This window comes from Achromobacter sp. MFA1 R4, from assembly GCF_900156745.1.
GTDB lineage: Bacteria > Pseudomonadota > Gammaproteobacteria > Burkholderiales > Burkholderiaceae_B > Achromobacter.
The window spans coordinates 3,966,026-3,992,118 of the sequence record NZ_LT707065.1; the positions used below are offsets into that span (position 1 = coordinate 3,966,026).

The 26,093-nt window shown below is 67.1% G+C and carries 21 protein-coding genes; 7 read left to right on the forward strand and 14 right to left on the reverse strand.

Annotated features, from left to right (window positions below):
- The first annotated feature begins 10 nt into the window (after positions 1 to 10).
- Positions 11 to 1,354 carry a dicarboxylate/amino acid:cation symporter gene (locus tag BXA00_RS18095; RefSeq protein WP_076519856.1) on the forward strand — a complete coding sequence of 448 codons (1,344 nt, stop codon included), beginning with the start codon at positions 11 to 13 and terminating at the stop codon, positions 1,352 to 1,354.
- Positions 1,355 to 1,481: 127 nt separating this feature from the next.
- Here the strand turns inward: BXA00_RS18095 and BXA00_RS18100 are convergent, their stop codons facing one another.
- The 7 genes from BXA00_RS18100 to BXA00_RS18130 form a co-directional block, all read right to left on the reverse strand.
- Positions 1,482 to 2,108, reverse strand: coding sequence for a nucleoside triphosphate pyrophosphatase (locus BXA00_RS18100; RefSeq protein WP_076519857.1), 627 nt, complete (start codon positions 2,106 to 2,108; stop codon positions 1,482 to 1,484).
- A gap of 31 nt (positions 2,109 to 2,139) precedes the next feature.
- Positions 2,140 to 2,610: a 23S rRNA (pseudouridine(1915)-N(3))-methyltransferase RlmH gene (gene rlmH, locus BXA00_RS18105; protein ID WP_076519858.1), complete on the reverse strand. Its 471-nt coding sequence runs from the start codon at positions 2,608 to 2,610 to the stop codon at positions 2,140 to 2,142.
- Positions 2,611 to 2,617: 7 nt separating this feature from the next.
- Positions 2,618 to 3,028: a ribosome silencing factor gene (gene rsfS, locus BXA00_RS18110; RefSeq protein ID WP_076519859.1), complete on the reverse strand. Its 411-nt coding sequence runs from the start codon at positions 3,026 to 3,028 to the stop codon at positions 2,618 to 2,620.
- A gap of 73 nt (positions 3,029 to 3,101) precedes the next feature.
- Positions 3,102 to 3,689: a nicotinate (nicotinamide) nucleotide adenylyltransferase gene (gene nadD / locus BXA00_RS18115; protein WP_076519860.1), complete on the reverse strand. Its 588-nt coding sequence runs from the start codon at positions 3,687 to 3,689 to the stop codon at positions 3,102 to 3,104.
- A complete protein-coding gene (gene hemF, locus BXA00_RS18120) occupies positions 3,686 to 4,597 on the reverse strand; it encodes an oxygen-dependent coproporphyrinogen oxidase (protein ID WP_076519861.1) in 912 nt (303 codons plus the stop codon). Before hemF ends, nadD begins: the two co-directional genes overlap by 4 nt.
- A gap of 13 nt (positions 4,598 to 4,610) precedes the next feature.
- Positions 4,611 to 5,918 carry a phosphoribosylamine--glycine ligase gene (gene purD, locus BXA00_RS18125; RefSeq protein WP_076519862.1) on the reverse strand — a complete coding sequence of 436 codons (1,308 nt, stop codon included), beginning with the start codon at positions 5,916 to 5,918 and terminating at the stop codon, positions 4,611 to 4,613.
- A 147-nt stretch (positions 5,919 to 6,065) separates the two neighbouring features.
- Positions 6,066 to 6,797 carry a YebC/PmpR family DNA-binding transcriptional regulator gene (locus BXA00_RS18130; protein ID WP_076519863.1) on the reverse strand — a complete coding sequence of 244 codons (732 nt, stop codon included), beginning with the start codon at positions 6,795 to 6,797 and terminating at the stop codon, positions 6,066 to 6,068.
- A 160-nt stretch (positions 6,798 to 6,957) separates the two neighbouring features.
- On the opposite strand from BXA00_RS18130, the gene BXA00_RS18135 reads away from it, so the two are divergent.
- The 3 genes from BXA00_RS18135 (at position 6,958) to BXA00_RS18145 (ending at position 10,678) form a co-directional block, all read left to right on the forward strand.
- Positions 6,958 to 8,496: a helicase HerA-like C-terminal domain-containing protein gene (locus tag BXA00_RS18135; RefSeq protein ID WP_076519864.1), complete on the forward strand. Its 1,539-nt coding sequence runs from the start codon at positions 6,958 to 6,960 to the stop codon at positions 8,494 to 8,496.
- A 121-nt stretch (positions 8,497 to 8,617) separates the two neighbouring features.
- Positions 8,618 to 9,685 carry a tartrate dehydrogenase gene (locus BXA00_RS18140; protein ID WP_076519865.1) on the forward strand — a complete coding sequence of 356 codons (1,068 nt, stop codon included), beginning with the start codon at positions 8,618 to 8,620 and terminating at the stop codon, positions 9,683 to 9,685.
- Positions 9,686 to 9,718: 33 nt separating this feature from the next.
- Complete coding sequence (locus BXA00_RS18145) at positions 9,719 to 10,678, forward strand: hypothetical protein (protein ID WP_076519866.1); 960 nt, start codon at positions 9,719 to 9,721, stop codon at positions 10,676 to 10,678.
- Positions 10,679 to 10,743: 65 nt separating this feature from the next.
- Here the strand turns inward: BXA00_RS18145 and BXA00_RS18150 are convergent, their stop codons facing one another.
- From BXA00_RS18150 to BXA00_RS18170, 5 genes are all read right to left on the reverse strand, one after another.
- Complete coding sequence (locus tag BXA00_RS18150; protein WP_076519867.1) at positions 10,744 to 12,357, reverse strand: DHA2 family efflux MFS transporter permease subunit; 1,614 nt, start codon at positions 12,355 to 12,357, stop codon at positions 10,744 to 10,746.
- The gene (locus BXA00_RS18155) at positions 12,354 to 13,547 is read right to left on the reverse strand and encodes an efflux RND transporter periplasmic adaptor subunit (RefSeq protein ID WP_076519868.1); all 1,194 of its coding nucleotides are present in this window, start codon (positions 13,545 to 13,547) and stop codon (positions 12,354 to 12,356) included. The genes BXA00_RS18150 and BXA00_RS18155 overlap by 4 nt, the downstream gene beginning before the upstream one ends.
- Before the next feature lie 21 nt (positions 13,548 to 13,568).
- Positions 13,569 to 14,984: an efflux transporter outer membrane subunit gene (locus tag BXA00_RS18160; RefSeq protein ID WP_076519869.1), complete on the reverse strand. Its 1,416-nt coding sequence runs from the start codon at positions 14,982 to 14,984 to the stop codon at positions 13,569 to 13,571.
- A gap of 93 nt (positions 14,985 to 15,077) precedes the next feature.
- Positions 15,078 to 15,593 carry a MarR family winged helix-turn-helix transcriptional regulator gene (locus tag BXA00_RS18165; RefSeq protein ID WP_076519870.1) on the reverse strand — a complete coding sequence of 172 codons (516 nt, stop codon included), beginning with the start codon at positions 15,591 to 15,593 and terminating at the stop codon, positions 15,078 to 15,080.
- Positions 15,594 to 15,624: 31 nt separating this feature from the next.
- On the reverse strand, positions 15,625 to 16,521 hold the full coding sequence (locus tag BXA00_RS18170) for a DMT family transporter (protein WP_076521999.1): 897 nt from the start codon (positions 16,519 to 16,521) through the stop codon (positions 15,625 to 15,627).
- Between the two features lie 69 nt (positions 16,522 to 16,590).
- Here BXA00_RS18170 and BXA00_RS18175 point away from each other — a divergent pair, with 69 nt between their 5' ends.
- Positions 16,591 to 17,568 (forward strand): DMT family transporter, encoded by a 978-nt coding sequence (locus tag BXA00_RS18175; RefSeq protein WP_076519871.1) that lies wholly within the window; start codon positions 16,591 to 16,593, stop codon positions 17,566 to 17,568.
- Positions 17,569 to 17,658: 90 nt separating this feature from the next.
- Entirely contained in the window at positions 17,659 to 18,648 is a 990-nt protein-coding gene (locus BXA00_RS18180) for a quinone oxidoreductase (RefSeq protein ID WP_076519872.1), read from the forward strand.
- A 123-nt stretch (positions 18,649 to 18,771) separates the two neighbouring features.
- On the opposite strand, the gene BXA00_RS18185 is transcribed toward BXA00_RS18180, so the two are convergent.
- Together BXA00_RS18185 and glnE are read right to left on the reverse strand one after the other, a co-directional pair.
- Entirely contained in the window at positions 18,772 to 19,446 is a 675-nt protein-coding gene (locus BXA00_RS18185) for an epoxyqueuosine reductase QueH (protein WP_076519873.1), read from the reverse strand.
- A 48-nt stretch (positions 19,447 to 19,494) separates the two neighbouring features.
- Positions 19,495 to 22,275: a bifunctional [glutamate--ammonia ligase]-adenylyl-L-tyrosine phosphorylase/[glutamate--ammonia-ligase] adenylyltransferase gene (glnE, locus tag BXA00_RS18190; protein WP_076519874.1), complete on the reverse strand. Its 2,781-nt coding sequence runs from the start codon at positions 22,273 to 22,275 to the stop codon at positions 19,495 to 19,497.
- A 103-nt stretch (positions 22,276 to 22,378) separates the two neighbouring features.
- On the opposite strand from glnE, the gene BXA00_RS18195 reads away from it, so the two are divergent.
- On the forward strand, positions 22,379 to 26,014 hold the full coding sequence (locus BXA00_RS18195) for a YhdP family protein (protein WP_083714282.1): 3,636 nt from the start codon (positions 22,379 to 22,381) through the stop codon (positions 26,012 to 26,014).
- Positions 26,015 to 26,093 lie beyond the last annotated feature (79 nt).

A 26,093-nucleotide genomic window follows, 5' to 3' on the forward strand; every position in this document is an offset into this window, starting at 1 on the left:
GACAATCCCAATGATCGAAGTGGATCACAGCGCGCCCGCGCGCAAGCTCAAGTTCTATCAAATCCTGTACGTCCAGGTTATTTTCGCCATCGTGGTCGGCATCCTGCTAGGCGCCTTCAAGCCCGAGCTGGGCCAGCAGATGCAGCCGCTGGGCGACGCGTTCATCAAGCTGGTGAAGATGATCATCGCGCCGGTCATTTTCCTGACCGTCGCGACGGGCATCGCCGGCATGAGCGACCTGAAGAAGGTTGGACGGGTGGCTGGCAAGGCCATGCTGTACTTCCTGGTGTTTTCCACGCTGGCGTTGATCGTCGGCATGATCGTGAGCCATGTCGTGCAGCCGGGCGCCGGCATGCACATCGACCCGGCGACGCTGGACCAGAAGGCGGTGTCAGGCTACGTCGCGAAGGCGCACGACTCGACGATCACCGGCTTTCTGATGAACGTGATTCCGACGACGATCTTCAGCCCGTTCGTCGGTGGCGACATCCTGCAGGTCCTGTTCGTGGCGGTGCTGTTCGGTATTTCGCTGGCCATGGTGGGCGAGCGCGGCAAGCCGATCCTGAATTTCATGACCGCGCTGGCGCAGCCGATCTTCAAGATGGTGGCGATCCTGATGAAGGCGGCGCCGATCGGCGCGTTCGGCGCGATGGCCTTCACCATCGGCAAGTACGGCATCAAGTCCGTCATCAACCTGGCGATGCTGGTGGGGACGTTCTACGCGACGTCGGTGTTGTTCGTCGTGGTCGTGCTGGGCCTGGTGGCCCGCTACAACGGATTTTCGATTTTCAAGCTGGTGCGCTATATCCGCGAAGAACTGCTGCTGGTGCTGGGCACGAGCTCGTCCGAAGCCGCATTGCCCACGCTGATGCAGAAGATGGAACGGGCGGGCTGCTCGAAGTCGGTGGTCGGCCTGGTGGTGCCCACGGGGTATTCGTTCAACCTGGACGGCACCAACATCTACATGACGATGGCTGCGCTGTTCATTGCCCAGGCCTGCGATATCCCGCTGTCGCTGGGCGACCAGATCCTGCTGCTGCTGGTGGCGATGTTGAGCTCCAAGGGCGCGGCCGGCGTGACGGGCGCGGGATTCATTACCCTGGCCGCGACGCTGTCGGTGGTGCCGTCGGTGCCGGTGGCCGGCATGGCGTTGATCCTGGGCGTGGACCGCTTCATGTCGGAATGCCGCGCGCTGACCAACCTGGTCGGCAACGCGACCGCCACCGTGGTCGTGGCGCGTTGGGAAGGCGAGCTGGACCAGGAGCAGTTGCACACTGCGCTGGAGAGCGCCGGGACGCCCGGCGGCGCACAACCGCCGCAGGTCGCCCTTGGCGAGCCGGTGCGGCAGAGCTGAACGCGATCGCGCCGGGGATGGTACTTCGGCGCGGCAAACCCGGCTGGCGCATAACCGCGCACGGCCTGAAAAAAATCCCCCGGCACCGCGAGGCGCCGGGGGATTTTTCATTGGGGCGACGCCGCGTTCAAGGCACCGGGATGCCGGCTTCGCGAAGCAGATTGGCCGTTTCAAACAAAGGCAGGCCCATCACGCCCGTGTAGCTGCCCGAGATATGTGAGATGAAGGCGCCGGCCAAGCCCTGGATGCCGTAGGCGCCAGCCTTGCCGAAGGGTTCTCCGCTGTCGCAGTAGCGCCCGATTTCGTCGTCTCCCAGTTCGCGCATGCGGACCTCGGTGATGGAGACGGCGTCCAGCAAGCGATCGCCGGTCCACACCGCGACCGCCGTATGGACTTCATGCGTCGAGCCGGACAGCGCGCGCAGGATGCGGAGGGCGTCGGCGCGGTCGGCCGGCTTGCCCAGCACTTCGCCGGCGAGGATGACCGTCGTGTCGGCCGCCAGCAGGGGCAAGGCGGGCAAGGCTTGCGAGCGCATCCAGTCGCGGCCGCGCACGGCCTTGTCGCGGGCCGTGCGCAGGACGTAGTCGGCGGCGCGCTCGCCCGGGTGCTGCGGCTCGTCTTCGCCAGGCGGCGCGGGCACGAGCAGGACTTCGTGCGCCAGGCCGATCTGCGTGAGCAGTTCGCGCCGGCGCGGGCTGGCGGAGGCCAGGTAGAGGCGTGGGGCGGGCAGGGAAGTGTCGGCGGTGTCGGTCATGCGGTGCACAGGGCGGGCGCCGCCGGAGCGGTCAGGCGCGGTGATAGGGATGGTTGGTCATGATGGCCCAGGCGCGATAGAGCTGTTCGGCCAGGACGACACGCACCATGGGGTGCGGCAATGTCAGCGACGACAGGCGCAGTTGGCCGCTGGCGGAGGCCTTCAGGCCGGGGTCCAGCCCATCGGGCCCGCCAACGAGAAACGCGACATCCTGTCCGCCCGCGCGCCATTGTTCGAGCTTTTGCGACAGCGCCATGGTGGTGAGGTCGCGGCCGCGCTCGTCCAGCGCCAGCCGCAGCGCATTGGCGGGCAGGGCCGCCTCGATACGCTTGGCTTCGGCCGCCATCATCTGAGCCGGCGTCTTGCCGGTGGTGCGGGGTTCGGGCTTGATCTCGCGCAGTTCCAGCGCGCAGTCGGCGGGAAGGCGTTTCGCGTAGTCGTCCCAGGCAGTCTGCACCCAGTCCGGCATCCGCGTGCCCACCGCAACGACGATCAGTTTCACGACGCGCTCAGTCGTCGGCGTCGTCGTAGCCGTTGCCGCTGTCGCTGGCGACAGGGGCGGGCCGGGAGGACTCGGGCAGCAGCTTCACGCGCACCGGCTTGCCGCCCCAGATTTCTTCCAGGTTGTAGTACTGGCGGATGGCCGGCTGCATGATGTGCACGACGACATCGCCCAGGTCGACGACGACCCATTCGCCGGTGTCTTCGCCTTCGATGGTGATGCCGGTGAGCGACATGGCGCGGCCGCGGTCGGCGACGCTGGATGCGAGCGCGCGGGTCTGGCGGTTGGAGGTGGCGCTTGCAATCACGACGCGATCGAACAGGCTGGTCAGATGCGTGGTGTTGAAGACCTTGATGTCTTGCGCCTTGACGTCTTCGAGGGCGTCGATGACGGCGCGTTGGAGTTTCTGTATATCCATAGCTGCAAATATAACCCGCTCGATGCGCGCGATGGCAGCGCAGGCTGGCCGGTGGCGCCGGGCGGGAAGGGGTTTATCGGTAGAGTTTGTGCGCTGCAATATACGCGGCGACGCGAGCGTCGAGCAGTCCGTCGGTGGATTCGCCCTGCGCCAGCCGCCGGCGGATGTCGGACGCCGAGACCGGCATGGGCGGGAAAGGCAGTTCCTGCAGTTCGCGGCCTTGTTCCCGCAGCCATTGCGCCAGTTCCGGCGGTGCGCTGAGGGCCGTGCCGGGGCGGGTGGCCACGGCCAGGTCGACCAGGCTGGAAATGTCGCGCCAGTTGCGCCAGGTGCAGAAATTGGCGAGTTGGTCGGCGCCCAGCAGCCACACATAGCGCGCGTCCTGCGGCAGGGCGCGCAGCGTGTCGATGGTGTACGTGGCGCCGCCGCGCTCGATTTCGATGGGATTGACCGCCAGGCCCGGGTGGCCGGCGATGGCCAGTTCCAGCATCTGGCGGCGCTGTTCGCCGGTCGCGTTCAGCGCGGCCCGCTGCCAGGGATTGGCGGCGGGGATGAGTTGCACCTGGGCCAGGCCGAGCGATTGCAGGGCGTTCTGCGCCAGGGCGATGTGGGCGACGTGGACGGGGTCGAAGCTGCCGCCCAGCAGGCCGATGCGCTTCAAACCCAGTCCCGCGGTTTGAGGAACGCGGCCAGTTCGGCCTCGGGCGTGCCGGCTTGCGGCTGCCAGTCATAGCGCCAATGGGCCAGCGGCGGCATGGACAGCAGGATCGATTCGGTGCGCCCGCCGGATTGCAGGCCGAACAACGTGCCGCGATCGAAGACCAGGTTGAATTCGACGTAGCGGCCGCGCCGATAGGCCTGGAAATCGCGTTCGTGCTCGGTGTAGGCGATGCCGCGCCGCTTTTCGACGATGGGCAGGTAGCTGTCCAGGAAGGCGTCGCCGACGGACCGGGTCAGGGCGAAGGAGGCATCGAAGCCGGGGGCGTTCAGGTCGTCGAAGAAGACGCCGCCGATGCCGCGGGTTTCGTTGCGATGCTTGAGGAAGAAGTATTCGTCGCACCAGCGCTTGAAGCGCGGGTAGTAATCGGGCCCGTGGGGCGCCAGCGCATCCCGGCATACCGTGTGGAAGTGGTGCGCGTCTTCCTCGAAAGGATAGTAGGGCGTCAGGTCGATGCCCCCGCCGAACCAGAAGACATCGGCCTCGTCATGGCCGGGCCGGGCCGCGGCGACGAACATGCGCACGTTCATGTGCGTGGTGGGCACGTAGGGATTGCGCGGATGCAGCACCATGGACACGCCCATCGCCTCCCAGGAGCGGCCGGCAAGCTCGGGACGGTGCGCGCTGGCGGACGGAGGCAGCTTGGTGCCCTGGACATGGCTGAACAGCACGCCCGCGCGTTCGAAGAGCTGGCCGCCTTCGAGCAGGCGCGACAGCCCGCCGCCGCCCTCGGGCCGCACCCATTCGTCGGCGCGGAAGGGGCCGCCTTCGGCGGCTTCCAGCGCACCCACGATGCGGGCCTGCAGGCCGGTGAGGTAGTCCCGGACGGCGGAGACGGGCAGAGCGGTCATGGGCGGTTCCGGATTACGCGTTGGACTTGGGCTTTTGCTGCGACGGCTTGAGCGCGCGCCAGCCGATGTCGGTGCGGTACTGGCGGCCGTCGAAGTGGATGCCGTCGATGGCTTCGTAGACGCGGTCGCGCGCCATCTTGACGGAATCGCCCAGCGCCGTGACGCACAGCACGCGTCCGCCCGTGGTCTTGGTTTCGTCGCCGTCGAGCTTGGTGGCCGCATGGAAGACCATGCAGTCTTCGGCGTCGGCGGGCAGGCCGCGGATGACGTCGCCCGTGCGCGGGGTGTTCGGATAGTTGTGCGCGGCCAGCACGGCGCCCAGGGCGGTGCGGCGGTCCCAGACGATGTCGGCCTGGTCGAGCGTGCCTTCCACCGCATGCTCCAGGGCATCCAGCAGGTCGCTCTTGACGCGCATCATGATGGGCTGGGTTTCGGGGTCGCCCATGCGGCAGTTGAATTCCAGAGTCTTGATGTCGCGGTCGGGATCATCGCCGGGGGCGATCATCAGGCCGGCGTACAGGAAGCCGGTGTAGGGGATGCCGTCGCGCGTCATGCCCTGCACGGTGGGCAGGATGATTTCGCGCATGATGCGGTGGTGGAGTTCGGGGGTGACGATGGGCGCGGGCGAATAGGCGCCCATGCCGCCCGTGTTGGGGCCGCGGTCGCCGTCCTGCAGGCGCTTGTGGTCCTGGCTGGTGGCCAGGGCGAGCACGTTGCGGCCGTCGCACATGACGATGAAGCTGGCTTCCTCGCCGACCAGGCATTCCTCGATGACGACGCGGGCGCCCGCCACGCCCATGGAGCCGTCGCCCAGCATGGCGTCGACGGCGGCGTGCGCTTCTTCCAGCGTGGCGGCGACCACGACGCCCTTGCCGGCGGCCAGGCCGTCGGCCTTGATCACGATGGGGGCGCCTTCCTGGTCGATGTAGGCATGGGCCTTGGCCGGATCGGTGAAGGTCTCGTAGCGCGCGGTCGGGATGTTGTGCCGGACCATGAAGGCCTTGGCGTAGTCCTTGGAGCTTTCGAGCTGCGCGGCGGCCTTGGTGGGCCCGAAGATCTTCAGGCCGCGGGCGCGGAAGACGTCGACGACGCCGGCGGCCAGCGGCGCCTCGGGGCCGACGACCGTCAGGGCGATGCCCTCGCGCTGGACGAAATCAGCCAGTTCCTCGGCATTGGTGAGCGCGATGTTCTCCATCTGCTCGGCCCGTTGCGTGCCGCCGTTACCCGGGGCGACGTACACCTTGTGTACGCGCGGGGAGCGGGCCAGCCGCCAGGCGAGGGCATGTTCGCGGCCGCCCGAGCCAATTACCAGGAGTTTCATGTTGCGTGAGTCTGAGTGGTTGCCACGCCAGGATCCGTGAGGGGCCCTGGCCCGTGGAGAAGGCAACGGATCCGATACGGCGCGGATCCGGATTACACCCTGGCGCGCCGGCGGGCGGTGCCGCCTGCGCGCCAGGAAAAGGGGGATTTACTGCGCTTCGTCGAAAACGACGTTTGTATAGACTTCCTGCACGTCGTCCAGGCTTTCCAGCGCGTCGAGCAGTTTCTGCATCTTGGCGGCGTCGTCGCCAGCCAGTTCGGTTTCGTTCAGGGCTTTCATGACGATGCCGTCGACTTCGGCCTTCAGGCCGGCGTCGTCGAACGCCTTGCGCACGGCGGCGTAGTCGGACGGGGCGCAGACGACTTCGATCACGCCTTCTTCGTCGGTGGTGACGTCTTCGGCGCCGGCCTCGAGGGCGGCTTCCATGACCTTGTCTTCCGGGGTGCCGGGGGCGAACACGAATTGGCCGCAGTGCTTGAACATGAAGGCCACGGAGCCTTCCTGGCCGAGGTTGCCGCCGTTCTTGGAGAAGGCGTGGCGGACTTCGGCCACGGTGCGGGTGCGGTTGTCGGTCATGCAGTCGACGATCACGGCCGCGCCGCCGATGCCGTAGCCTTCGTAGCGGACTTCTTCGTAGGCTTCGCCGTCGGCGCCACCGGCGCCGCGCTGGATGGCGCGCTGGATGTTGTCCTTGGGCATGTTGGCGTCGGTTGCCTTGTCCCAGGCCATGCGCAAGCGCGGGTTGCTGTCCGGGTCGGGGCCGCCGGCGCGCGCCGCCACGGTGATTTCACGAATGATCTTGGTCCAGAGCTTTCCGCGCTTGGCGTCTTGGCGCCCTTTGCGGTGCTGAATATTGGCCCATTTGCTGTGTCCGGCCATGGCTTCCCAGGAAAATGTGTCTGCAAAGACGGCATTTTACCGTGCCGGCGGCCCTCGCGTCCGGCCAGAGGGCTGCATGTGTCCATATAGCCACGCGCACAAGGCGGGCGGCAGGCTCTACACTTGGGCATCCTTTTGAATCCCTGGTCCGGAGCCGCACATGTCCAACCCCCTTGTCATCGCCAAGAACGCGCAGACCGAGTTGGGGCTGCTGCCGGCCCTGGCCAACCGCCACGGGTGCATCACGGGCGCCACCGGCACCGGCAAGACCGTCACCTTGCAGGTCCTGGCCGAATCCTTTTCCCGGATCGGCACGCCGGTATTCATGGCCGACGTCAAGGGCGACCTGACCGGCATTTCGCAGGCGGGCGTGGCCAGCCCGAAGCTGCAGGAACGCCTCAAGAACCTGGGCCTGGCCGAACCGGCCTGGGGCGCCAGCCCCGTTGCGCTATGGGACGTCTACGGCGAGCAGGGCCTGCCGGTGCGAGCCACCATCACGGACATGGGCCCGCTGCTGTTGTCGCGCATCCTGGAATTGAACGACACGCAGGAAGGGGTCCTGACCCTGGTTTTCAAGGTGGCCGACGACGAGGGGCAACTGCTGCTGGACCTGAAGGACCTGCGGGCGATGCTGCAGAACGTGGCCGACCGCTCGGCCGAGCTCAAGACGCGGTATGGCAATGTGTCCTCGGCCAGCGTCGGCGCCATCCAGCGGGGCCTCTTGGCGCTGGAATCCCAGGGCGCCGAAAAGTTCTTCGGCGAACCGATGCTGGACGTCGCCGACCTGATGCGCACGGACGCCCAGGGGCGCGGCATCGTCAACATCCTGGCCGCCGACAAGCTGATGCAGGCGCCGCGCCTGTATGCCATCTTCCTGCTGTGGCTGCTGGCCGACCTGTATGAAAAGCTGCCCGAAGTGGGCGACATGGACCAGCCCAAGCTTGTGTTCTTCTTCGACGAAGCGCACCTGCTGTTCAACGACGCGCCCCAGGCGCTGCTGACCAAGATCGAGCAGGTGGTGCGCCTGGTGCGTTCCAAGGGCGTGGGCGTGTACTTCGTGACGCAGAACCCCCTGGACATCCCCGATACCGTGCTGGGCCAGTTGGGCAACCGCGTGCAGCACGCCTTGCGTGCGTTCACGCCGCGCGACCAGAAGGCCGTCAAAACGGCCGCCCAGACCATGCGCCCCAATCCCGGCCTGGATATCGAGGCCGCCATCACGGAACTTGGCGTTGGCGAGGCCCTGGTGTCGCTGCTCGATGCCAAGGGGCGGCCGATGCCGACCGAGCGCGCGTATATCGTGCCCCCTGGCAGCCGCATCGGGCCGGCCACGGATGCCGAGCGGCAGGCGCTGCGCCAGGGCAATCCCCTGGCGGCCAAGTATGAAAAGGCGGTGGACCGGGAGTCCGCCTATGAAATCCTGGCCGGTCGCGCGGCCGTGCCGGCCGATCCCCAGGTGGCGCAGGATGATCCGGCCAGGCCTGGACAGCCGTCTGCCCGGTCCGGCCAGCCGCCTGCCGAAGAGAGCGGCGGCCTGATGGACAGCCTGAAGGACGTGCTGTTCGGATCGACCGGACCGCGCGGCGGCAAGCGCGACGGGGTGGTGCAGACCTTCGCCAAGAGCTCGGCGCGCTCCATTGCCCGCGAACTGACGCGCGGGATATTGGGGTCGCTGCTGGGCTCGAAAGGCCGTCGCTGAGCCGCATCGGCAGTCATCGACGCCTCGCCTCCCGTTGGTTTTGTAACGGGGGGTGTTGTGTTGCCCGCATTTATGCCTAAGATTGCGGGCGTTGAACCAATGAAAACCAAAGGAAAACGTGGTGGCTAAGAAACACAAGATTGCAGTGCTTCCAGGAGACGGGATCGGCAAGGAGGTCGTGCCGGAAGGGTTGAAGGTGCTCGATGCGGTGGCGACGCGGTTCGATATCGCGTTCCAGTGGGACCACTTCGACTGGAGCTGCGACTACTACGCCAAGCATGGCAAGATGATGCCCGACGACTGGAAGGCGCAGATCGGCCAGCACGAAGCCATTTTCTTCGGCTCGATCGGCTGGCCCGCCACGGTGCCCGACCACGAGGCGCTGTGGGGCTCGCTCTTCAAGTTCCGCCGTGAATTCGACCAGTACATCAACCTGCGCCCGGTGCGCCTGATGCCTGGCGTGCCGTCGCCGCTTGCCAACCGTCAGCCCGGCGAGATCGATTTCTTCATCGTGCGCGAGAACACCGAAGGCGAATACTCCAATAGCGGCGGCCGCCTGTTCGAGGGCACCGACCGCGAGGTGGTGATCCAGGAAAGCGTGTTCACGCGCATTGGCGCCGAGCGCGTGCTGAAGTTCGCGTTCGAATTGGCGCAAAAGCGCGGCAAGCACCTGACCGCGGCCACCAAGTCCAATGGCATTTCGATTTCGATGCCCTGGTGGGACGAGCGCGTCGCCGAGATGGCCGGGAACTATCCGGACGTGCGCTGGGACAAATATCACATCGATATCCTGTGCGCGCACTTCGTGCAGCATCCCGACTGGTTCGACGTGGTGGTGGCCTCCAACCTGTTCGGAGACATTCTCTCCGACCTGGGACCGGCATGCACCGGCACGATCGGTATCGCCCCGTCTGCAAACCTGAACCCGGAGCGCAAGTTCCCGTCGCTCTTCGAACCGGTGCATGGTTCGGCGCCCGACATCTATGGCAAGGGCATCGCCAACCCGATCGGGCAGATCTGGAGCGGGGCATTGATGCTGGATTTCTTGGGGTATCCCGACGCTTCGGCCGCGGTCGTGAAGGCGATCGAATCCGTGCTGGCTGACGGGCCGCGGACGCGGGATATGAAAGGCAACGCCTCGACGGCCGAAGTCGGCGACGCAATCGCGTCGCTGGTCAAGGCTGGTTGAGTGCTTTGGCGGGCAGGCCTGTCCGATTGGTAGATGAACGACTCGATTTTTTCTCCCCCCTCCGACCACGTGGGCGGCGGGCGGGCCGACCGCTTCGTGCGCAAGCTTTTCCGCATGCTGCGCTCGCGCACTCAGCGGCACAATCAACACCTGTGGCCGTTCGTACGAATCTGGCGGGACAAGGACGGCGCGATCAGCGGTTTTCGCGCCTTCGGCCGTTCTCTGCCCGTCACGCCCCTGTCGCAGGGCTACGACCCTGCCGACAAGGTGGTGCACCTGATCCTGAGTGGCCCGTCGATCGCCGAGATTCCCTATGACCGGATGAACATCGGCGTCGCGATGGGCGTCAATGGCGCCATCGCGCTGTCGCGCAAGTTCGATCTGCAATTCAAGTACTACTGCATCATCGACCAGAATTTCGTGCGCGACCGCATCGACCTGGTGCGCGAGATCGTGGCGCGGGACCTCACGCTGTATGTGTTCCCCGAGGTGCTGCGCTACATCATGCAGGGCATTCCCCAGGAGCAGATCCGCTGCCGCATCTGCATCATCGAACTGATCTCCAGGCGGGCCTACGAGCGCAGCGTGGCGCCGGCCGTGCTCAAGCGCATTGCCGCCGCTTCGCCCGACGTCCAACTGCTGGACGCCAAGCAGGGACTGGGCTACAGCTTCGACGCCTCGCTCGGGGTCTTCGATGCCGATACCGTCGCCTACGCCGCCTTGCAGGTTTTGGTGTCCGGCGGCGCGCGCGAGGTCTACGTGCACGGGCTGGACCTGACCCTGCAGGGCGGATTGCGTTTCTACGACGAGGGGGGAAAGCCCCAGACCAGCCGGTTGACACGCAACTTTCCGCGCCTCATCGAACCGTCGTTCCGCTTTGCATCGGCGCTCTGGCGCGCGCGAGGGGTGTCCGTGTTCAATCTGTCTCCGATCAGTGCGCTGTCGGCCGACATCATCGAACGCCGGGACTGGCAAACGCTGCTCAGGGACTGACGGGCACGCTGCCAAAAGGACAAGGCGCCGCGAGGCGCCTTGTTTGCGTCTGGCAACAGGGCGGCTCAGTGGGCGCCCGCCGCCGCTTCCGCCGCGCCGTCGCCGCCCGCCTTGGCCGACCGGGGCCGGGCGAACCAGACCAGGCCCGTCAGCAGCAGGAAGATGAGCGCGGACGCATAGAACACGTCCGTCGCCGACATCGTGAAGGCCTGCGCGTTGATCAGGCCGTCGACCATCGTGAGCGCCTGTTGATGCGTGACGCCCAGCCCGTTCTGCAGGGTGTTCATGGTCTGGTCGAACGCCTGCTGGCCCGGCTTGGCAACCTCGGTCAACTGCGCGTGGTGCAGGGTTGCGCGGTTTTCCCACAGCGTGGTGGAGATCGACGTGCCGAACGCGCCCGCCGTCAACCGCAGGAAGTTCGACAGGCCCGACGCCGCCGGGATGCGCCATGGCTCGATGCTGGACAGCGTGATGGAGGTGAGCGGCACGAAGAACGCCGCCATCGCCGCGCCCTGGATGATGGTCGGGATCATCAGCGTGCGCACGTCCGTCTGGGTGTTGAAGCCCGAGCGCATGAAGCAGACCAGCGCAAAGATCAGGAAGGCGACGGTCACGATCTGCCTGGGATCACGCGTGGCCAGCATCTTGCCCACGATGGGCGTGAGCAGGATGGCGAGCAGGCCGACGGGGGCGGTCACCAGACCCGCGTAGGTCGCGGTGTAGCCCATATTGCTTTGCAGCCACAGGGGCAGCAGCACCACGTTGCCGAAGAAGACGCCATAGGCCACCGCCAGCGTCAACGCGCCGACCGTGAAGTTTCGGATCTTGAACAGCCGCAGGTCGACCACGGGGTGGGCGTCGGTCAGTTCCCAGATCAGGAAGAACACGAAGGCCACGAAGGCGATCGCCGCCAGCGCGATGATGGTCGGACTGGCGAACCAGTCCAGTTCCTTGCCCTTGTCCAGCATGATCTGCAGCGCACCCACCCAGACCACGAGCAGGACGAGGCCGAGCTTGTCGATGGGCAGCTTGCGGGTCAGGGATTCGCGCTTGCCGTAGATGCGCCAACTGATCCAGGCGGCCAGCAGGCCCACCGGCACGTTGATGTAGAAGATCCAGGGCCAGGTGTAGTTGTCCGAGATCCATCCGCCCAGCAACGGCCCGGCCACTGGGGCCACCAGCGTGGTCATGGACCAGATCGCCAGCGCCATGCCCGCCTTGGCCTTCGGGAAGCTGGCCAGCATCAGCGCTTGCGACAGCGGAATCATCGGGCCCGCCACCGCTCCTTGCAGCACGCGAAAGGCGATCAACGCCTCCAGCGACGGCGAGAAGCCGCACAGCCAGGAGGCCACCACGAAGAGCAGGGTGGAAATCAGGAACAGGCGCACCTGGCCGAAGCGTTGCGTCAGCCAGCCCGTGAGCGGCACGGTGATGGCGTTGGCCACCGCGAACGACGTGATGACCCAGGTGCCCTGGCTGGAACTCACGCCAAGGTCGCCGGATATCGTGGGGATGGACACGTTCGCGATCGAGGTGTCCAGCACGTTCATGAAGACGGCGGTGGACAGCGCGATGGAGCCGATGATGCGGGTCGCGCCCTCCAGGGGCGGGTAGGTGCCCGGCGGGCGGGCGGCGTCACCGGGCGCGCCTGCGCCCGCGGGCTGGGCGGCGGTGCTCATGATGCGAGGTTGGCGGCGATGATCTTGCCGATCATGGCGTCGACTTCCTTATGCGCGGGCTCGAACGCGCGCGTCGACCATGCCGGTTCCTTGCGCGCGACCTGGGCCAGCGGCGCGCCGTCGTCCTTGCCCACGTCGACTTCCACGTCCATCGACAGGCCCACGCGCAGCGGATGCTGCTTCAGGTCTTCGGGATCGAGCGTGATGCGCACGGGTACGCGCTGCACGACCTTGATCCAGTTGCCGGTGGCGTTCTGCGCGGGGAGCAGGGCAAAGGCGCTGCCCGTGCCGGCGTCCAGGCCGGCGACGGTGCCGTGGTAGGTCACGGAGCTGCCGTACAGGTCGGCCACCATCTTGACCGGCTGGCCGATGCGCATCTTGCGCAACTGGCCTTCCTTGAAATTGGCCTCGACCCAGACCTGGTCCAGCGGCACGACGGTCATCAGCGCGGCGCCGGGGGCGACGCGCTGGCCGACCTGCGCGCTGCGGCGCGCGATGACGCCGCCGACGGGCGCGGGCAGCACGGTGCGCGATTGCGCCAGCCAGGCGTTGCGCAGCTCGGCGGCCGCCTGGCGCACATCGGGGTGCTCGGCCACGGAAGTGCCTTGCGTCAAGGCCTGGTTGGTCGCCAGCTTGGCCTTCGCGGCGGCCAACGCCGCCTTGGCCTGCGCGACGCCGGACTGGGCGGACTTCAGGGCCACCTCGGCGTGCAGGATTTCCTCGCCGCTGACGCCGCCCGACTTGGCGAGCTGCTGGCGGCGCTTCACGTCGCTCTGCGCGCGGGTCAGCTCGGCCTGGGCGCGCAGGATGTCGGCATTGCGCAGGTCGACGTCGGCGGCGAGCGCATCGTTCTGCACGTAATAGGTCTGCACCTGGCGCACCGTCTGGGCCAGCTTGGCCTGCGCCTGCTGCAGGGCGATGTCCGTATCGGCGGGATCCAGTCGCACCAGCGGCTGGCCGGCGGTGACGGTTTCGGTGTCGTCGGCTTCGATGGCCACCACGGTGCCGGGCACCTGCGGCGTGATCTGCACCAGGTTGCCGTGCACGTAGGCATCGTCGGTGCTTTCGAAGTGCGCGCCGAACAGCGCCCACCAGATGCCGTAGGCGATGGCGACAACGATAAAGGCCCCGGTCGCCATCAGCAGCAGGCGTTTACGGGCGGGATGGGTCGAGGGAGTGGCAGCGTTCATGACGTCTGAATCCGGGATCGTTCAATGAATGGAGTTCGGGGCGGGCTCGGCCGGGGGCGCGTAGCCGCCGCCCAGGGCGGTGGCCAGGTTGGCGTCGAGCTGGTAGGCGCGGATGCGCAGATCGGTGTCCAGGCGAGCCTGGGTGAGGACGCCCGTCTGCGCGATCAGCACGGTGATGTAGTTGCCCATGCCCGCCTTGTAGCGATCGACGGCCAGGGCGTAGGCCGCCTCGATGGCCTCCCGCGCCTGGCGTTGCTGGGCTTTTTCCTGGTCCAGCAGGCGCAGGCCATCCAGCGCGTCGGCGACCTGATGCGCGGCGTCCAGCACGGTCTGGTTGTAGTCCGACACGGCCAGGTCGGCATCGGCGCGGCGGCCTGCCAGGTTGGCGTTGAGCTCGCCGCCGTGGAAGATGGGAAGCGTGATGGCCGGGCCAAAGCCGGCCATGCGGGCGTCGGCGCCCAGCAGGTTGCCGGTGCCGATGGCCTGGAAGCCCACGAAAGCGGCCAGGTTCACGTTGGGATAGAACTCGGCCTTGGCCGTGTCGATGGCGTGGCGCGCGGCCTCGGCGCGCCAGCGCGCGGCCGTTACGTCGGGACGACGCCCCAGCAGATCGAGCGGAACGCTGGACGGAATGCTGCCCGAAGGCGCGGTCAGCGTGACCTGGACCAGGTCCTGCCCGCGCTGCGGACCGGCGCCCGCCAGCGCGGCGACCTGGTTGCGCAATTGCGCCAGCGTGGTTTCGATCTGGGTCAGTTCGACCTTGCCCGAGGCGAGGGACGATTCCGCCTGCTTGACCTCGACCTGGGTGTCCAGCCCCGCCGTGTAGCGGCCCTGGGTCAGCGACAGCACTTCGGCGCGCTGCGAAATCACCCGGTTCAGCACGTCGCGCTGCGCAAAGGCGTTCTGCAGGTTCAGGTAGGCGCGCACGGTGGCGCTGGCCAGCAGGTTGCGCGCGGCTTGCGCGTCGGCGCTGGCGGCTTCCTGCTGCGACACCGCGGACTGCAGGCGCGAGCGGTTCTTGCCCCAGAAATCCAGTTCATAGCTGAAGTCCAGCGCCAGCCGGTTGTCGCTGACGACGGAACCGCCCAGCGGCGCGGGGTAGATGTAGTCCTTGGACAGATGCTCGCGGGTGAGCGTGTAGCCCGCGTCCACGCGGGGCAACAAGGGCGCGCGCGCGATGCCGACCGCTGCGTTGGCCTTGGCCAGGCGCGCCTGCGCGGCGCTCATCGACGGACTGTTTGCCAGCGCTTCGGCCATCAGGGCATTGAGCTGCGGATCGCCGTAGCGCTCCCACCAATGCGTGGCAGGCCAGTCGGCGGTCTGGCCGGTCAGCCCAAGCTTGGCCGCGTCCAGCGCCGCGACGGGCTGCGGCGCCGGTTCCATCAGCGCGCAACCGCCGAGGGCCAGCACCATTACGGTAGATAAAAGGCGTTTCATCCTGACTGTTAGCTGAAAGTAATTGATTAATCTGTATTTGCCTAGGCAAAGATTATGCCAAATAAAAGCCCCGGTTCGGTACGGGGCGGCGGGTCAGCGTTCGGCGGGCGAGCCGGATGCGGACCCGTTGGCGATCATCCGCCGCAGAAAATGCATGAGCTGGGCGACTTCGTCGGTGGAGAAGCCGCGCAGGTGGTGATTGAGGGCGCGGGCGATGTTCGCGGGGATCTGGCGGGCCTTGGTTTCGCCCAGTTCGGTGAGTTCGATCTTGACCACGCGGCGGTCCTCCTGGCAGCGGTTGCGGCGCAGCAGGCCCTTGGCTTCCAGGCGGTCCAGGGCGCGGGTCATGGCGCCGGTGTCCATGTCGTTGAGCCGCGCCAGTTCGGCAGGCGTGTCGGCGCGGCCCAGGAACACCATGGCCAGCGGCCGCCACTGCATGGCGGTGAGATCGAGCGGCGCCATTTCCTGGTCCAGCATGCGGGTCAGGGAGTGATAGACCAGCTTGATCAGGAAGCCCGCGTTGTCGTCCGCCATGCTGCGCGTGTCGCTGCGGTAATGAACGGGAGACTCGGAAGGTTCGGACGTGGAGGGGGAAGGCGCGGCAGTCATGCGGCGAATTTTACTGCCTAGTCAGTTATTGTCAAGGCTGTATCTTCGAGGGCGCTTCGGCGGCGGAGGACGGCGGCGTCTGCTTGCGCAGCCCCGACCACACGATGGCGGCCACGATGAGCGCGGCGCCCGCCAGCATGCGCGGCGTGGGCTGCTGGCTGAACAGCACCCAGGCGAAGGCAATCGCATAGACGGGTTCCAGCGCGATCACCAGGCCGGCGCTGCGGGCATTCAGGCGCGTAAGGCTGGACACGAACAGGTAGTGCGACAGCCCGGTGCAGAAGATACCCAGCAGCGCCAGCCAGAACCAGTCCAGCGCGGGCACGGCGGGCAGTTGGCCGACCGCGAAGGGCACCATCACCAGCGCAACCACCAGGTTCTGCCAGCATGACACCTGCATCGGGTCCATGCCCGAGGCCGACCGCCGGTTGCTCAACGCCAGCAGCGCAAAGCTCAGGCCCGACAGCAGGCCCCACGCGAGGCCGATGGTGCCCTGGTCGGCCAGGTCGAACGACGGGGTGACCAGCACCAGGCCCGCGGTGACCAGCCCCAGCAGCAGCCATTCGGCCAGGCGGACGCGTTCGCGGAATAACAGGCCTTCAAAGAGGGTGATGAACGCCGGAAAGCTGGCAAAGCCAAGCGTCGCGATGGCGATGCCGCCCACTTTCACGGAAATGAAGAACGTGACCCAGTGTGCGGCAAGTAGCGCGCCGGCGATCACCAGGACGAACAATTGCGCCGGGGTGAGCACGCCCAGGAGCGGCTTGCGCCGCATGCGCGCGAAGATGCCCAGCGCCATGACGGCGAACGCCGCCCTGCCCAGCGTGATGACCGCGGCGCTCGCCTGGATCAGTTCGCCAAAGACTCCGGTCAGCCCGAACAGCACGGCGGCGATATGGATGTAGGTGAGGGCGCGGTGTCGGGTCATGCGGCGGAAAAGGCAGAATGCGTCATGGAAGGTGTGCAAATATTTTCGCGGTGAACTTAAAATCATCGCATGAATCGTATTGCCAAGCTTACGGCGCTTCCGCTGGCCTCCGGCCGCGCCGCCGGAATCGCCATGGCCGTGCTTGGCGCGATCCTCTTTTCCGCCAAGGCCATCGTCGTCAAATTCACCTACCGCTACGGCATCGACGCGGTCACCCTGATCGCCTTTCGGATGCTGTTCGCCATGCCGTTCTTCGCGGCGGTGGCCTGGCACCAGTCCCGCCGCGCGGCGCGGGGCGAAATCGTCGTGATGACCACCAAAGAGCGCGTGCAGGTGTGCGTGCTTGGCCTCCTGGGCTATTACCTTTCCAGTTTCCTGGACTTCCTGGGCCTGCGCTACATCACGGCCAGCCTCGAACGCCTGATCCTGTTCCTGTCTCCCTCGCTCGTCGTCCTGTTGTCCGCGATCTGGTTCAAGCGTCCGATCGAGCGCCGGCAATGGCTGGCCATGGTGCTGTCCTACGCCGGCGTGGTGCTGGTGTTCGCGCACGACCTGTCGTTCGGCGGGGGCGGCGAGGTGCTGTTAGGGTCTTTGTTCGTTTTCGGCTCCGCCGCGAGCTATTCTGTGTACCTCATCTGTTCCGGGGAACTGATCAAGCGGATCGGTCCGACGCGGCTGGTGGCGTACGCGATGCTCGTGTCGTGCGTGGCGTGCATCATCCAGTTCTTCGTCGTGCATCCGCCGTCGATGCTGATCCAGCCTGCCGCGGTCTATAAATATTCGATCATCCATGCCACGCTCAACACCGTGGTGCCGGTGTTCATGCTGATGTGGGCGGTATCGCTGATCGGCGCGCCGACGGCATCGCTGCTGGGCATGGTCGGGCCGGTATCGGTGCTGTTCCTGGCGTCATGGTTCCTGGACGAGCCCATTACGGTGTGGCAGATGGCCGGAACCGTGCTGGTGCTGGCGGGCGTGTTCGCATTGATGGGCGGCGGCGCGGCCCGGCCGGCCGCGAGGCAGGACGACCGGCAATCTCCGCGGTGAACGCTGTGAACGCTGTGGCTCCCCCGGGGTAAGGTCGGCATTTTTGGATCAGTTCGCGTTATTTCCAATTTCCAATGAAAGGAGGCCAGCATGGCCAGCAATCTCGTCAAGGCAATTCGTATCGAGCAGCACGGTGGTCCCGAAGTCCTGAAGCTGGTTGAGGTGGAAGTTCCGCCGCCGGCCGCCAACGAAGTCACGATCGAGCAGCACGCTGCCGGGCTGAACTTCATCGATATCTATTACCGCACGGGCTTGTATCCGCATCCGCTGCCGCATGGCCTGGGCTTCGAAGGCGCCGGCGTGGTGACCGCCGTGGGCGCCGACGTCAAGCACCTGAAGAAGGGCGACCGCGTCGCCTACGGCCAGAGCCCCTTGGGCGCGTACGCCCAGGCGCGCAACGTGCCTGCCGCGCAGGTCGTCAAGGTGCCCAAGGGCATCGCGTTCGACGAGGCCGCAGCCTTGATGCTCAAGGGCCTGACGGTGCAGTACCTGTTCCGCCAGACCTATCGTCTGCAGGGCGGCGAGACCATCCTGTTCCATGCCGCGGCCGGCGGCGTCGGGCTGATCGCCTGCCAATGGGCCAAGGCGCTGGGCGTCAAGCTCATCGGCACGGTGTCCAGCCCCGAAAAGGCCGAACTGGCGCGCGCCAACGGCGCCTGGGAAACCATCGATTATTCGCGCGAAAACGTGGTCGAGCGCGTGCTGGAACTGACCGGCGGCAAGAAGGTGCCGGTGGTGTATGACGGCGTGGGCAAGGACACCTGGGAAACCTCGCTGGACTGCATCGAGCCGCGCGGCCTGATGGTCAGCTTCGGCAACGCGTCCGGTCCGGTGGCCGGCGTCAACCTGGCCGTGCTGAACCAGAAGGGCAGCCTGTACGTGACGCGCCCGTCGCTGGGCATCCACGTCAATACGCTGGAAAAACTGCAGTCGGCGTCCGAAGAGCTCTTCGACCTGGTGCTCAAGAAGAAGATCAAGGTTCGCATCGACCAGCGCTATTCGCTGGATCAGGCGGGCGAGGCGCAGACCGCGCTGGCTTCGCGCAAGACGACGGGCGCGACGGTGCTCACGCTGGACTGATCGCCCCATAAGAGAAACGGCGCCCCGTGGGGCGCCGATGCAGGCCTGGAGGACGCGCGGCGCGCGGACTGCCAGGCTTTTTCATTGGCGGCGGTGCGCCGCCGGGACAGGCTCAGCGGGCGGTCAGAGCTGTTCCTCGTTGATGAGGTCTTCCTTGCCGTAGAACTTCACGCCGATGTGGATGCGTTCGCGGCCCTGCGCGCGGCGATGGCGGTTGGTGTCGCGCAGCGAATAGACGCAGCCGCAATATTCCTGCTGGTAGAAGTTCTCGCGCTTGCTGATTTCGATCATGCGGGCCGAGCCGCCGCCCTTGCGCCAGTTGTAGGTCCAGTAGACCAGGTCGTCGTAGCGCGCGGCCGCGCGTTCGCCGCAGCCGTTGATCTGGTTCATGTCCTTCCAGCGCGAGATGCCGAGCGAGCTGGTGATGGTGTCGAAACCGTGCTCGTGGGCGTACAGCGCCGTGCGCTCGAAGCGCATGTCGAAGCACGCCGTGCAGCGTTCGCCGCGCTCGGGGGCGTCTTCCATGCCCTTGACGCGTTCGAACCAGTTGTCCATGTCGTAGTCGGCGTCGATGAACTCGATGCCGTGCTTTTCAGCGAAGCGGATGTTCTCCTGCTTGCGGATTTCGTACTCTTTGACCGGATGGATGTTCGGGTTGTAGAAGTAGATCGCGTAATCGATGCCGGAGGCGGTCATGGCCTCCATGACCTCGCCGGAACAGGGGGCGCAGCACGAATGCATCAGCACCTTGCTGCGGCCGGCAGGCAGGTCGAGTTTGGGGCGGACGAGTTCAGACATGGCTGGCAGGCAAAAGCGGAAAAACCCTTATTTTACGACGAGTTGCCGTCAGCTCAGCACCGTGGTCCAGAGTTCGCGCACCGCAGCCCGCTCGGCCTGCAACTGCTCGGGCGCGACGCGCGCCTTTTCCACGCCCTGCAGGCGCAACTGATGCTGGACGCGCCGCAGGGTGCGGTAGGCGTCCCCCGAGCGCGCCGCCAGTTCCGGCGGGATCAGGCCAGCTTCGCCGGCCAGCCGCAGCAGCGCGATGTTGCCGAGGTTGCGCACCAGCACCGGATGCGTGCCGGCGTGGCACAGCACCAGATACTGCGTGACGAACTCCACGTCGACCATCCCGCCGCGGTCGTGTTTCAGGTCGAATCGGTCGGTGGTGTTCGGATGGCCGGCGTTGATTTTTTCGCGCATCGCCAAGACCTCGTCGCGCAGCGCCGCCGTATCGCGCGGCAGCACCAGGATGTCCTCGCGGATTTTCTCGAAGCGGGCGCCCACGCTGGCGTCGCCGGCGGCAAAGCGCGCCCGGGTGAGCGCCTGGTGTTCCCAGGCCCAGGCGTGCTTGTGCTGGTATTGCTCGAAGGCCTCGAGCGACACCGCGAGCAGTCCCGCGTCGCCGTCGGGCCGCAGGCGCAGGTCAATCTCATAGAGCCGGCCCGACGAGGTCATGGTCGACAGCCAGGACGTCATGCGCCGGCCCAGCTTGGCATAGACCTCGGCAGCGTCCTCGCGCGGGTCGTCGAACAGGAAGACCAGATCCAGGTCCGACGCGTAGCCCAATTCCTTGCCGCCCAGCTTGCCATAGGCGATGACGGCAAAGTGCGGTTCGGCGCCCTCGACCTTGTTCACGAGCGGCCAGGCGCGGCGGATGGTTTCGGCCAGAAGCAGGTCGGCCAGCGCCGACAACTGGTCCGCCAGCTTTTCGACCGTCAGTTCGCCTTCCAGGTCCTGCGCCAGGAGCTGGAAGCTGGCCTGGCGCTGCACGTCGCGCATCAGATTCATCTGGCGCTCGATGTCCGGGCTGCCGTCCGGCAGGCGGCACGCATCCAGGTCCGCCGTCAGTTGGCGGGCGATCTGGTTGAAGTCCAGCGCTTCGAAGAGAGTGCGCCAGTCGATCAGGCTGTCGAGCAGCAGCGGATGCTGCGTCAGGTACTGCGCGGCCCAGGGGCTGGCGGCCACCATCCGCGCCACGCGGGCCAGCGTGTCCGGATACTCGGCAAGCAGCGCCAGATAGGCGCTGCGCTGCGCGATCTTCTCGATCAGGTCGAAGAGGCGGACCGCGGCGTCGCGCGGGGCCGGCGTCTGCAGGGCGGCGCGCAGGGCGGCCGGCAGCAGGATCTCCATGCGGCGGCGGCTGCTTTCGGGCAGGCTGCGCACGCGGTGGCTGCCGGACAGCGTCTGGGCCCGGCGCAGCAGGTCGTCCGCGTCGTCGCCGAAAGCCTGGCGGATCTGGTCGCTCAGTTCGCTTTCGCTGTCGGGTTCGTCCTGGCCGGACGGCGCGTCGCTGCCCGCGGGGGCCGGCGCGGCGTCCTCCTCGCCCATGCCCACCATGCGGAACACGTTGCGAAAGGTCTGCGACACGAAATCCCGGTGCGCGGCCAGCGTGCTTTCGAAGTCGTCGGGGGCGAAACCCAGCGCCGCGGCCAGGGCGGCGCGCTGGGCTGGGTCGCCGGGCAGCAGGTGGGTCTGCTCGTCTTCCCGGTATTGCAGCGCGTGCTCGGTGCGCCGCAGGAAACGATAGGCGTCTTCCAGGCGCCGGGCGTCGTCCTCGGGCACCAGGCCGGCCACGCATTCGGCGTGCAGCGCCTCCAGCAGGCCGCGCTTTTGCAGGGCGGGCATGCGCCCGCCGCGGATGAGCTGCGCCAGTTGCACCACGAATTCGATCTCGCGGATGCCGCCGTCGCCCAGCTTGATGTTGTTGGCGCTGTCGATGCCATTGCGCGCCGACGCGCGGCGCTGCCAGTCCTGGCGGATGCGCTCGCGCAGCGCGCGCAGGGCGGCCAGCGCGTCGAAATCAAAGTACTTGCGATAGACGAAGGGCACGCGCAGGCTTTCCAGTTGCGAGGCCTGGGCCGCGCTGTCGCTGCCCTCAAAGGCCTGCGCGGGCATCAGCCGGGCTTTCAGCCAGGCGTAGCGTTCCCATTCGCGCCCCTGGCCGATCAGGTAATGCTCCAGCGCATCGAGGCTCCAGGCCAGCGGGCCGGCATCGCCATCGGGGCGCAGGCGCAGGTCGGTGCGGAACACCTGGCCGTTGGCGTCCACCTCGGACAGCACCGGCATCATGCGGCGCGTCAGGCGCCCGTAGAACTCGTGGTGGCTGATGCGGCGGGGGCCGTCGGTTTCGCCTTCCTCGCCATAGAGCATGATGAGGTCGATGTCGGACGACACATTCAATTCGCAGCCGCCCAGCTTGCCCATGCCCACGATCAGCATTTCCTGCGGCTTGCCGGTGGCGGGATCGCGCGGGACGCCGTGCACCGCCGCCAGCTCCGCCGCCACGCTGCGGTACGCGGCTGCCACCGCCATGTCCGCCAGCGTGGTCATGGCGCCGACCACTTCCTCAAGCGCGGCCTGACCGGCCAGGTCGCGCACGATGAGCACGCTGAAAACGCGTTCGCGCAGCTTGCGCAACACCATGCGGCACACGTCCACCGGCAGGGTGTCGGACGCGGCGGCGGGGCCGGCGAGTTCGGCCTGCCATTGCGCCATCAGGGCCGGCGTGACGGGTTGCTTCACGGCTTCGGCCAGCCAGGCGGCCAGGTCCGGATGGGCGTCGAGCCGGCGGCGCAGATGGCCGGACCAGGCGAGGGCGGGGGCGAGGGGGGATGGATTCGACATGGTGCAAAGGGCGGCAGACGGATGGACGTGTTTCAGGTATAAGTGGGGACGATACTGCAAGACCTCTCCTCCTGCCCACTGATCCGTGTCTGTTCCAAAAAAAGTGCTCCGCAGCCTGTTCTGGGCCGCGCTGATCGTATATGGCGTTGTCGCCATCGGGTTTCTGGGCGTGCGCTATTGGGTTCTCCCGCGGGTGGACCAATGGCGCCCTCAGATCGAAGCCTACGCCAGCCAGGCGTTGGGCGCCCGAGTTACGATCGGCGCGATCGACGCGAATTGGCAGGGGCTCAATCCCAGGCTCGATCTTGCCTCCGTCCAGGTCCACGACGACGAGGCCGGTCCGGTATTGAGCCTGCCGTCCGTGTCCGCGGTGGTGGCCTGGCGCAGCATTCTGTCGCTGTCGCCCACGCTGGTGCGCCTGCGGGTGGAAAGGCCGGAGCTGATCCTGCGGCGCGACCCATCCAATCATTTGTGGGTGGCCGGGCAGGACATCGACCTCAACACCAGCGACCATGCCTCCGACCTGAATCATCCCGGCCTGCGCTGGCTGGCGGCGCAGCGCGAGCTGCTGGTGCGCGACGCCACGCTGCGCTGGCAGGACGAATTGCGCCAGGCGCCCGAGCTGACGCTGGACGGCGTGGACCTTCTGGTGCGCAACGGCAATCTGTCGCACCGTTTCGTGCTGCAGGCATCGGCGGGCGCCGCGCTTGCCCACAAGCTGGAACTGCGCGGCGAATTCAACCGCAGCCTGTTCGCGACGGACGCCAAAAAGCCGGCCAACTGGAGCGGCCAGCTCTTTGTCCAGGCCGATGACGTGGAGCCGCTGGCCTGGGCACACTGGGTGGACGTGCCGCCGGTGGCCGGGCGGCTGGCCGCGCGGGCGTGGTGGCAGTTCGACCATGGCAAGTTCACCACGGTAACGAGCGACGTCGCGATGCGCGGCGTTTCCTGGACGTCCGGGCCGGACGGGCCCGCGGTCCAGGGCGGCTCGGGGCAGGTGCGGATGTCGGCGCTGCCCGGCGATTTCGTGCAGATCGATGGCCTGCCGCTGGCGCGCAGCGCGGGCGCGCCGGATGTCGCGGTCAAGGGGGCGCTGCATCAGTTGCGCGTGACGGTGCCGCGTGTTTTCGAAACGCCCACGCTGCTGGCGAACGACCTGGAGCTCGACGCCCGGGTCAAGGGCCCGGATCCGAAAAGCTGGTTCGTGGACGTGGCCCAGCTGCGCGTGGCCAACGACGACCTGGACGTGCGCCTGCAGGGCCAATGGCGCCGGGAAGGCAAGACCGCCGCCGGCAGCGCCGACGTACGCGGCACGATGGTCCGCGGCTCCATGCCGGCCATCCATCGCTATCTGCCGCTGGAGGTCAACGCGGATGCCCGGGAATGGCTGGCGACCGGGCTGCCGGCCGGGCAGATGCATTCGGCGGCGATCACCCTCAAGGGCGATCTGGACGACTTTCCGTTTGGCGCCCCGGACGCCGCGGGCGAATTCGTCATCGTCGGGGGCTACTCCGGCGCCAAGGTCGACTACGCGCCGGCCCGGCCGCACAGCAAGGGCTGGCCGATGCTGGAAAACCTGTCGGGCAATTTCCGCATCGACAAGGTGAGCCTGTCGCTGGACAGCGCGGGCGGCGCCGTGGCTCATACGGGTCCCGGTCACACCATCACGCTGGGCACCGTGAAGGCGTCCATTCCCGACATGGAAAACAACTCGCAGCTCCAGCTCACGGGCGAGACCGCGGGGCCGGTGGCGGCCTATCTGGCCCTGGCCGCGAATTCGCCGCTGGGCGAGCTGCTGGACGGCGCGCTGGACGAGGCGCACGGCACGGGCGACTGGCGCATGCCGCTGGATTTGAAGGTGCCGCTGCTGCATACGGACGACGCGCAGGTGCAGGGGACCATCAGGTTCTCGGACAATTCCTTCACCTTCATGCCCGAGATTCCGCTGCTCAGCCAGATCCACGGCGACCTGGAGTTTTCCGAAAAAGGGGTGCAGACCAAGGGCCTCCGGGCGCAATTCCTGGGCGGACCCGTCACCATCCTGGGCGCGCTGGCGAAGGGCTCGGACGTCCTGCGCTTTGACGGCACGTTGACGGGGGAGGGACTGTCGCAGTTGAGCCGGGCCCCCTCGATGTCGCGCTTTTCGGGCCGGGCGGCCTACAAGGGGCGGTTGAGCTACCAGAAGGGCGGCGCCATCGACATTTCGGCCGAATCCGACCTGGTGGGCATGGCGATCGACATGCCGGCGCCGGCGGGCAAGTCCGCCAAGTCCGCCCAGCCGCTGAAGGTGCAATGGGCGCCGGCGCAGGACCGCGGCGCGCGCGACCGGCGCTGGCTGACGGCCAACCTGGGCGAAAACGTGAACGCGCTGTTCGAACGGGATCCGGCCGATCGCTCGGCGTCCTATTTCTCGCGCGGCGCCCTGGGCATCGGGCGGCCGGCCAGCCTGCCGGAGCGCGGGCTGAGCCTGAATGCCAGCCTTCCGGAACTGGACATGGACGGATGGGAGGCGGTGTCGGACGGATTCAGCGTGGCGCCGGCCAAGGGCCGGGCCCCTTCCAAGCCGATCCTGCCGCAGCCGGAGCGCGTCAGCCTGGCGGCCGGCGTCCTGCGCGCCAGCGGCTACACGCTCAATGACCTGACGCTGTACGCGACGCGTCCCGCGCCGGCGCAGTGGCGCGTCGACCTGGAATCGCGCCAGGCGGCGGGCACGCTGGCGTGGCGGGAGGCGTCGGGCGCCATTGCGGGGCAGATCACCGCGCGCCTGAAGCACCTGTCGTTCGGCGGAGAGGGCGACGCCAATGAGGCCGACAAGGCGCTGGCGTCGGGCAATGACCTGTCGGACATTCCCGCCATCGACCTGCAGGCCGACCGATTCCTGCTGTATGGAAAGAATCTGGGCGTGCTGCAGGTGACCGGCACGAATCTCGAGCGCGGGCGGCATTGGCGGCTGGACAAGCTGTCCATCACCAATGATTCGGCGGCCTTGAACGCCACGGGCAATTGGCGCCTGGAAGGACCGGATCGCGGCTTGGCCGTCGACGCGGCCCTAAAGCTGGACAACATCGGCGAGCTCATGAACCGGCTCGGCTTCCAGAACGTCGTGTCCAACGGCAAGGGCACCGTCCAGGGCAAGGCGACCTGGCGCAACCTGCCCTGGACGCACAACATCGCGGACGTCCAGGGCGACGTGATCGTCAGCCTGGACAACGGCCGCTTCATGCACGTGAACTCGCGCACGGCGCGCCTGCTGGAATTGCTGTCGCTGCAATCGCTGCAACGGCTGGCGCGCCTGGACGTCAATCCCACCAACCTGCTGCGCGACGGGTTTCCCTTCGACACCATCCGCGGCCACGTCAAGGTGGCAGACGGCTTGCTGACCACCGAGGGCTACAAGATCAACGGGCCGGTCGCCGCCATCGTGCTGGCCGGTGGGGTGAACCTGATCAAGGAGCGCTGGGACCTCAAGGCGGTGGTCATCCCCAACCTGGATGCGAGCGGCGCGGCAATGGTGACCGCGCTGGCCGTCAATCCGCTGATCGGCCTGGGGGCTTTCGTGACGCAGTGGCTGCTCAAGCAGCCCCTCGCGCGCGCGATGACCATGGAATATTCCGTGACGGGCAGTTGGGACGACCCGCGCGTCGAGCCCATCGAAAGCTCAGGCAAGGAGCCGCCCAAGCAGACGCCGCGGCCGGCCGATTCGATGCCGCGCCGGATGCCGGAGTTCATCGAGCACTGAAGCGGTGCGCAGCGGGGGCGGGCGGGGCATTCCCCTGCAAATGTCGCGCGCAATGAAAAGCCGCCCTGCGAGGGCGGCT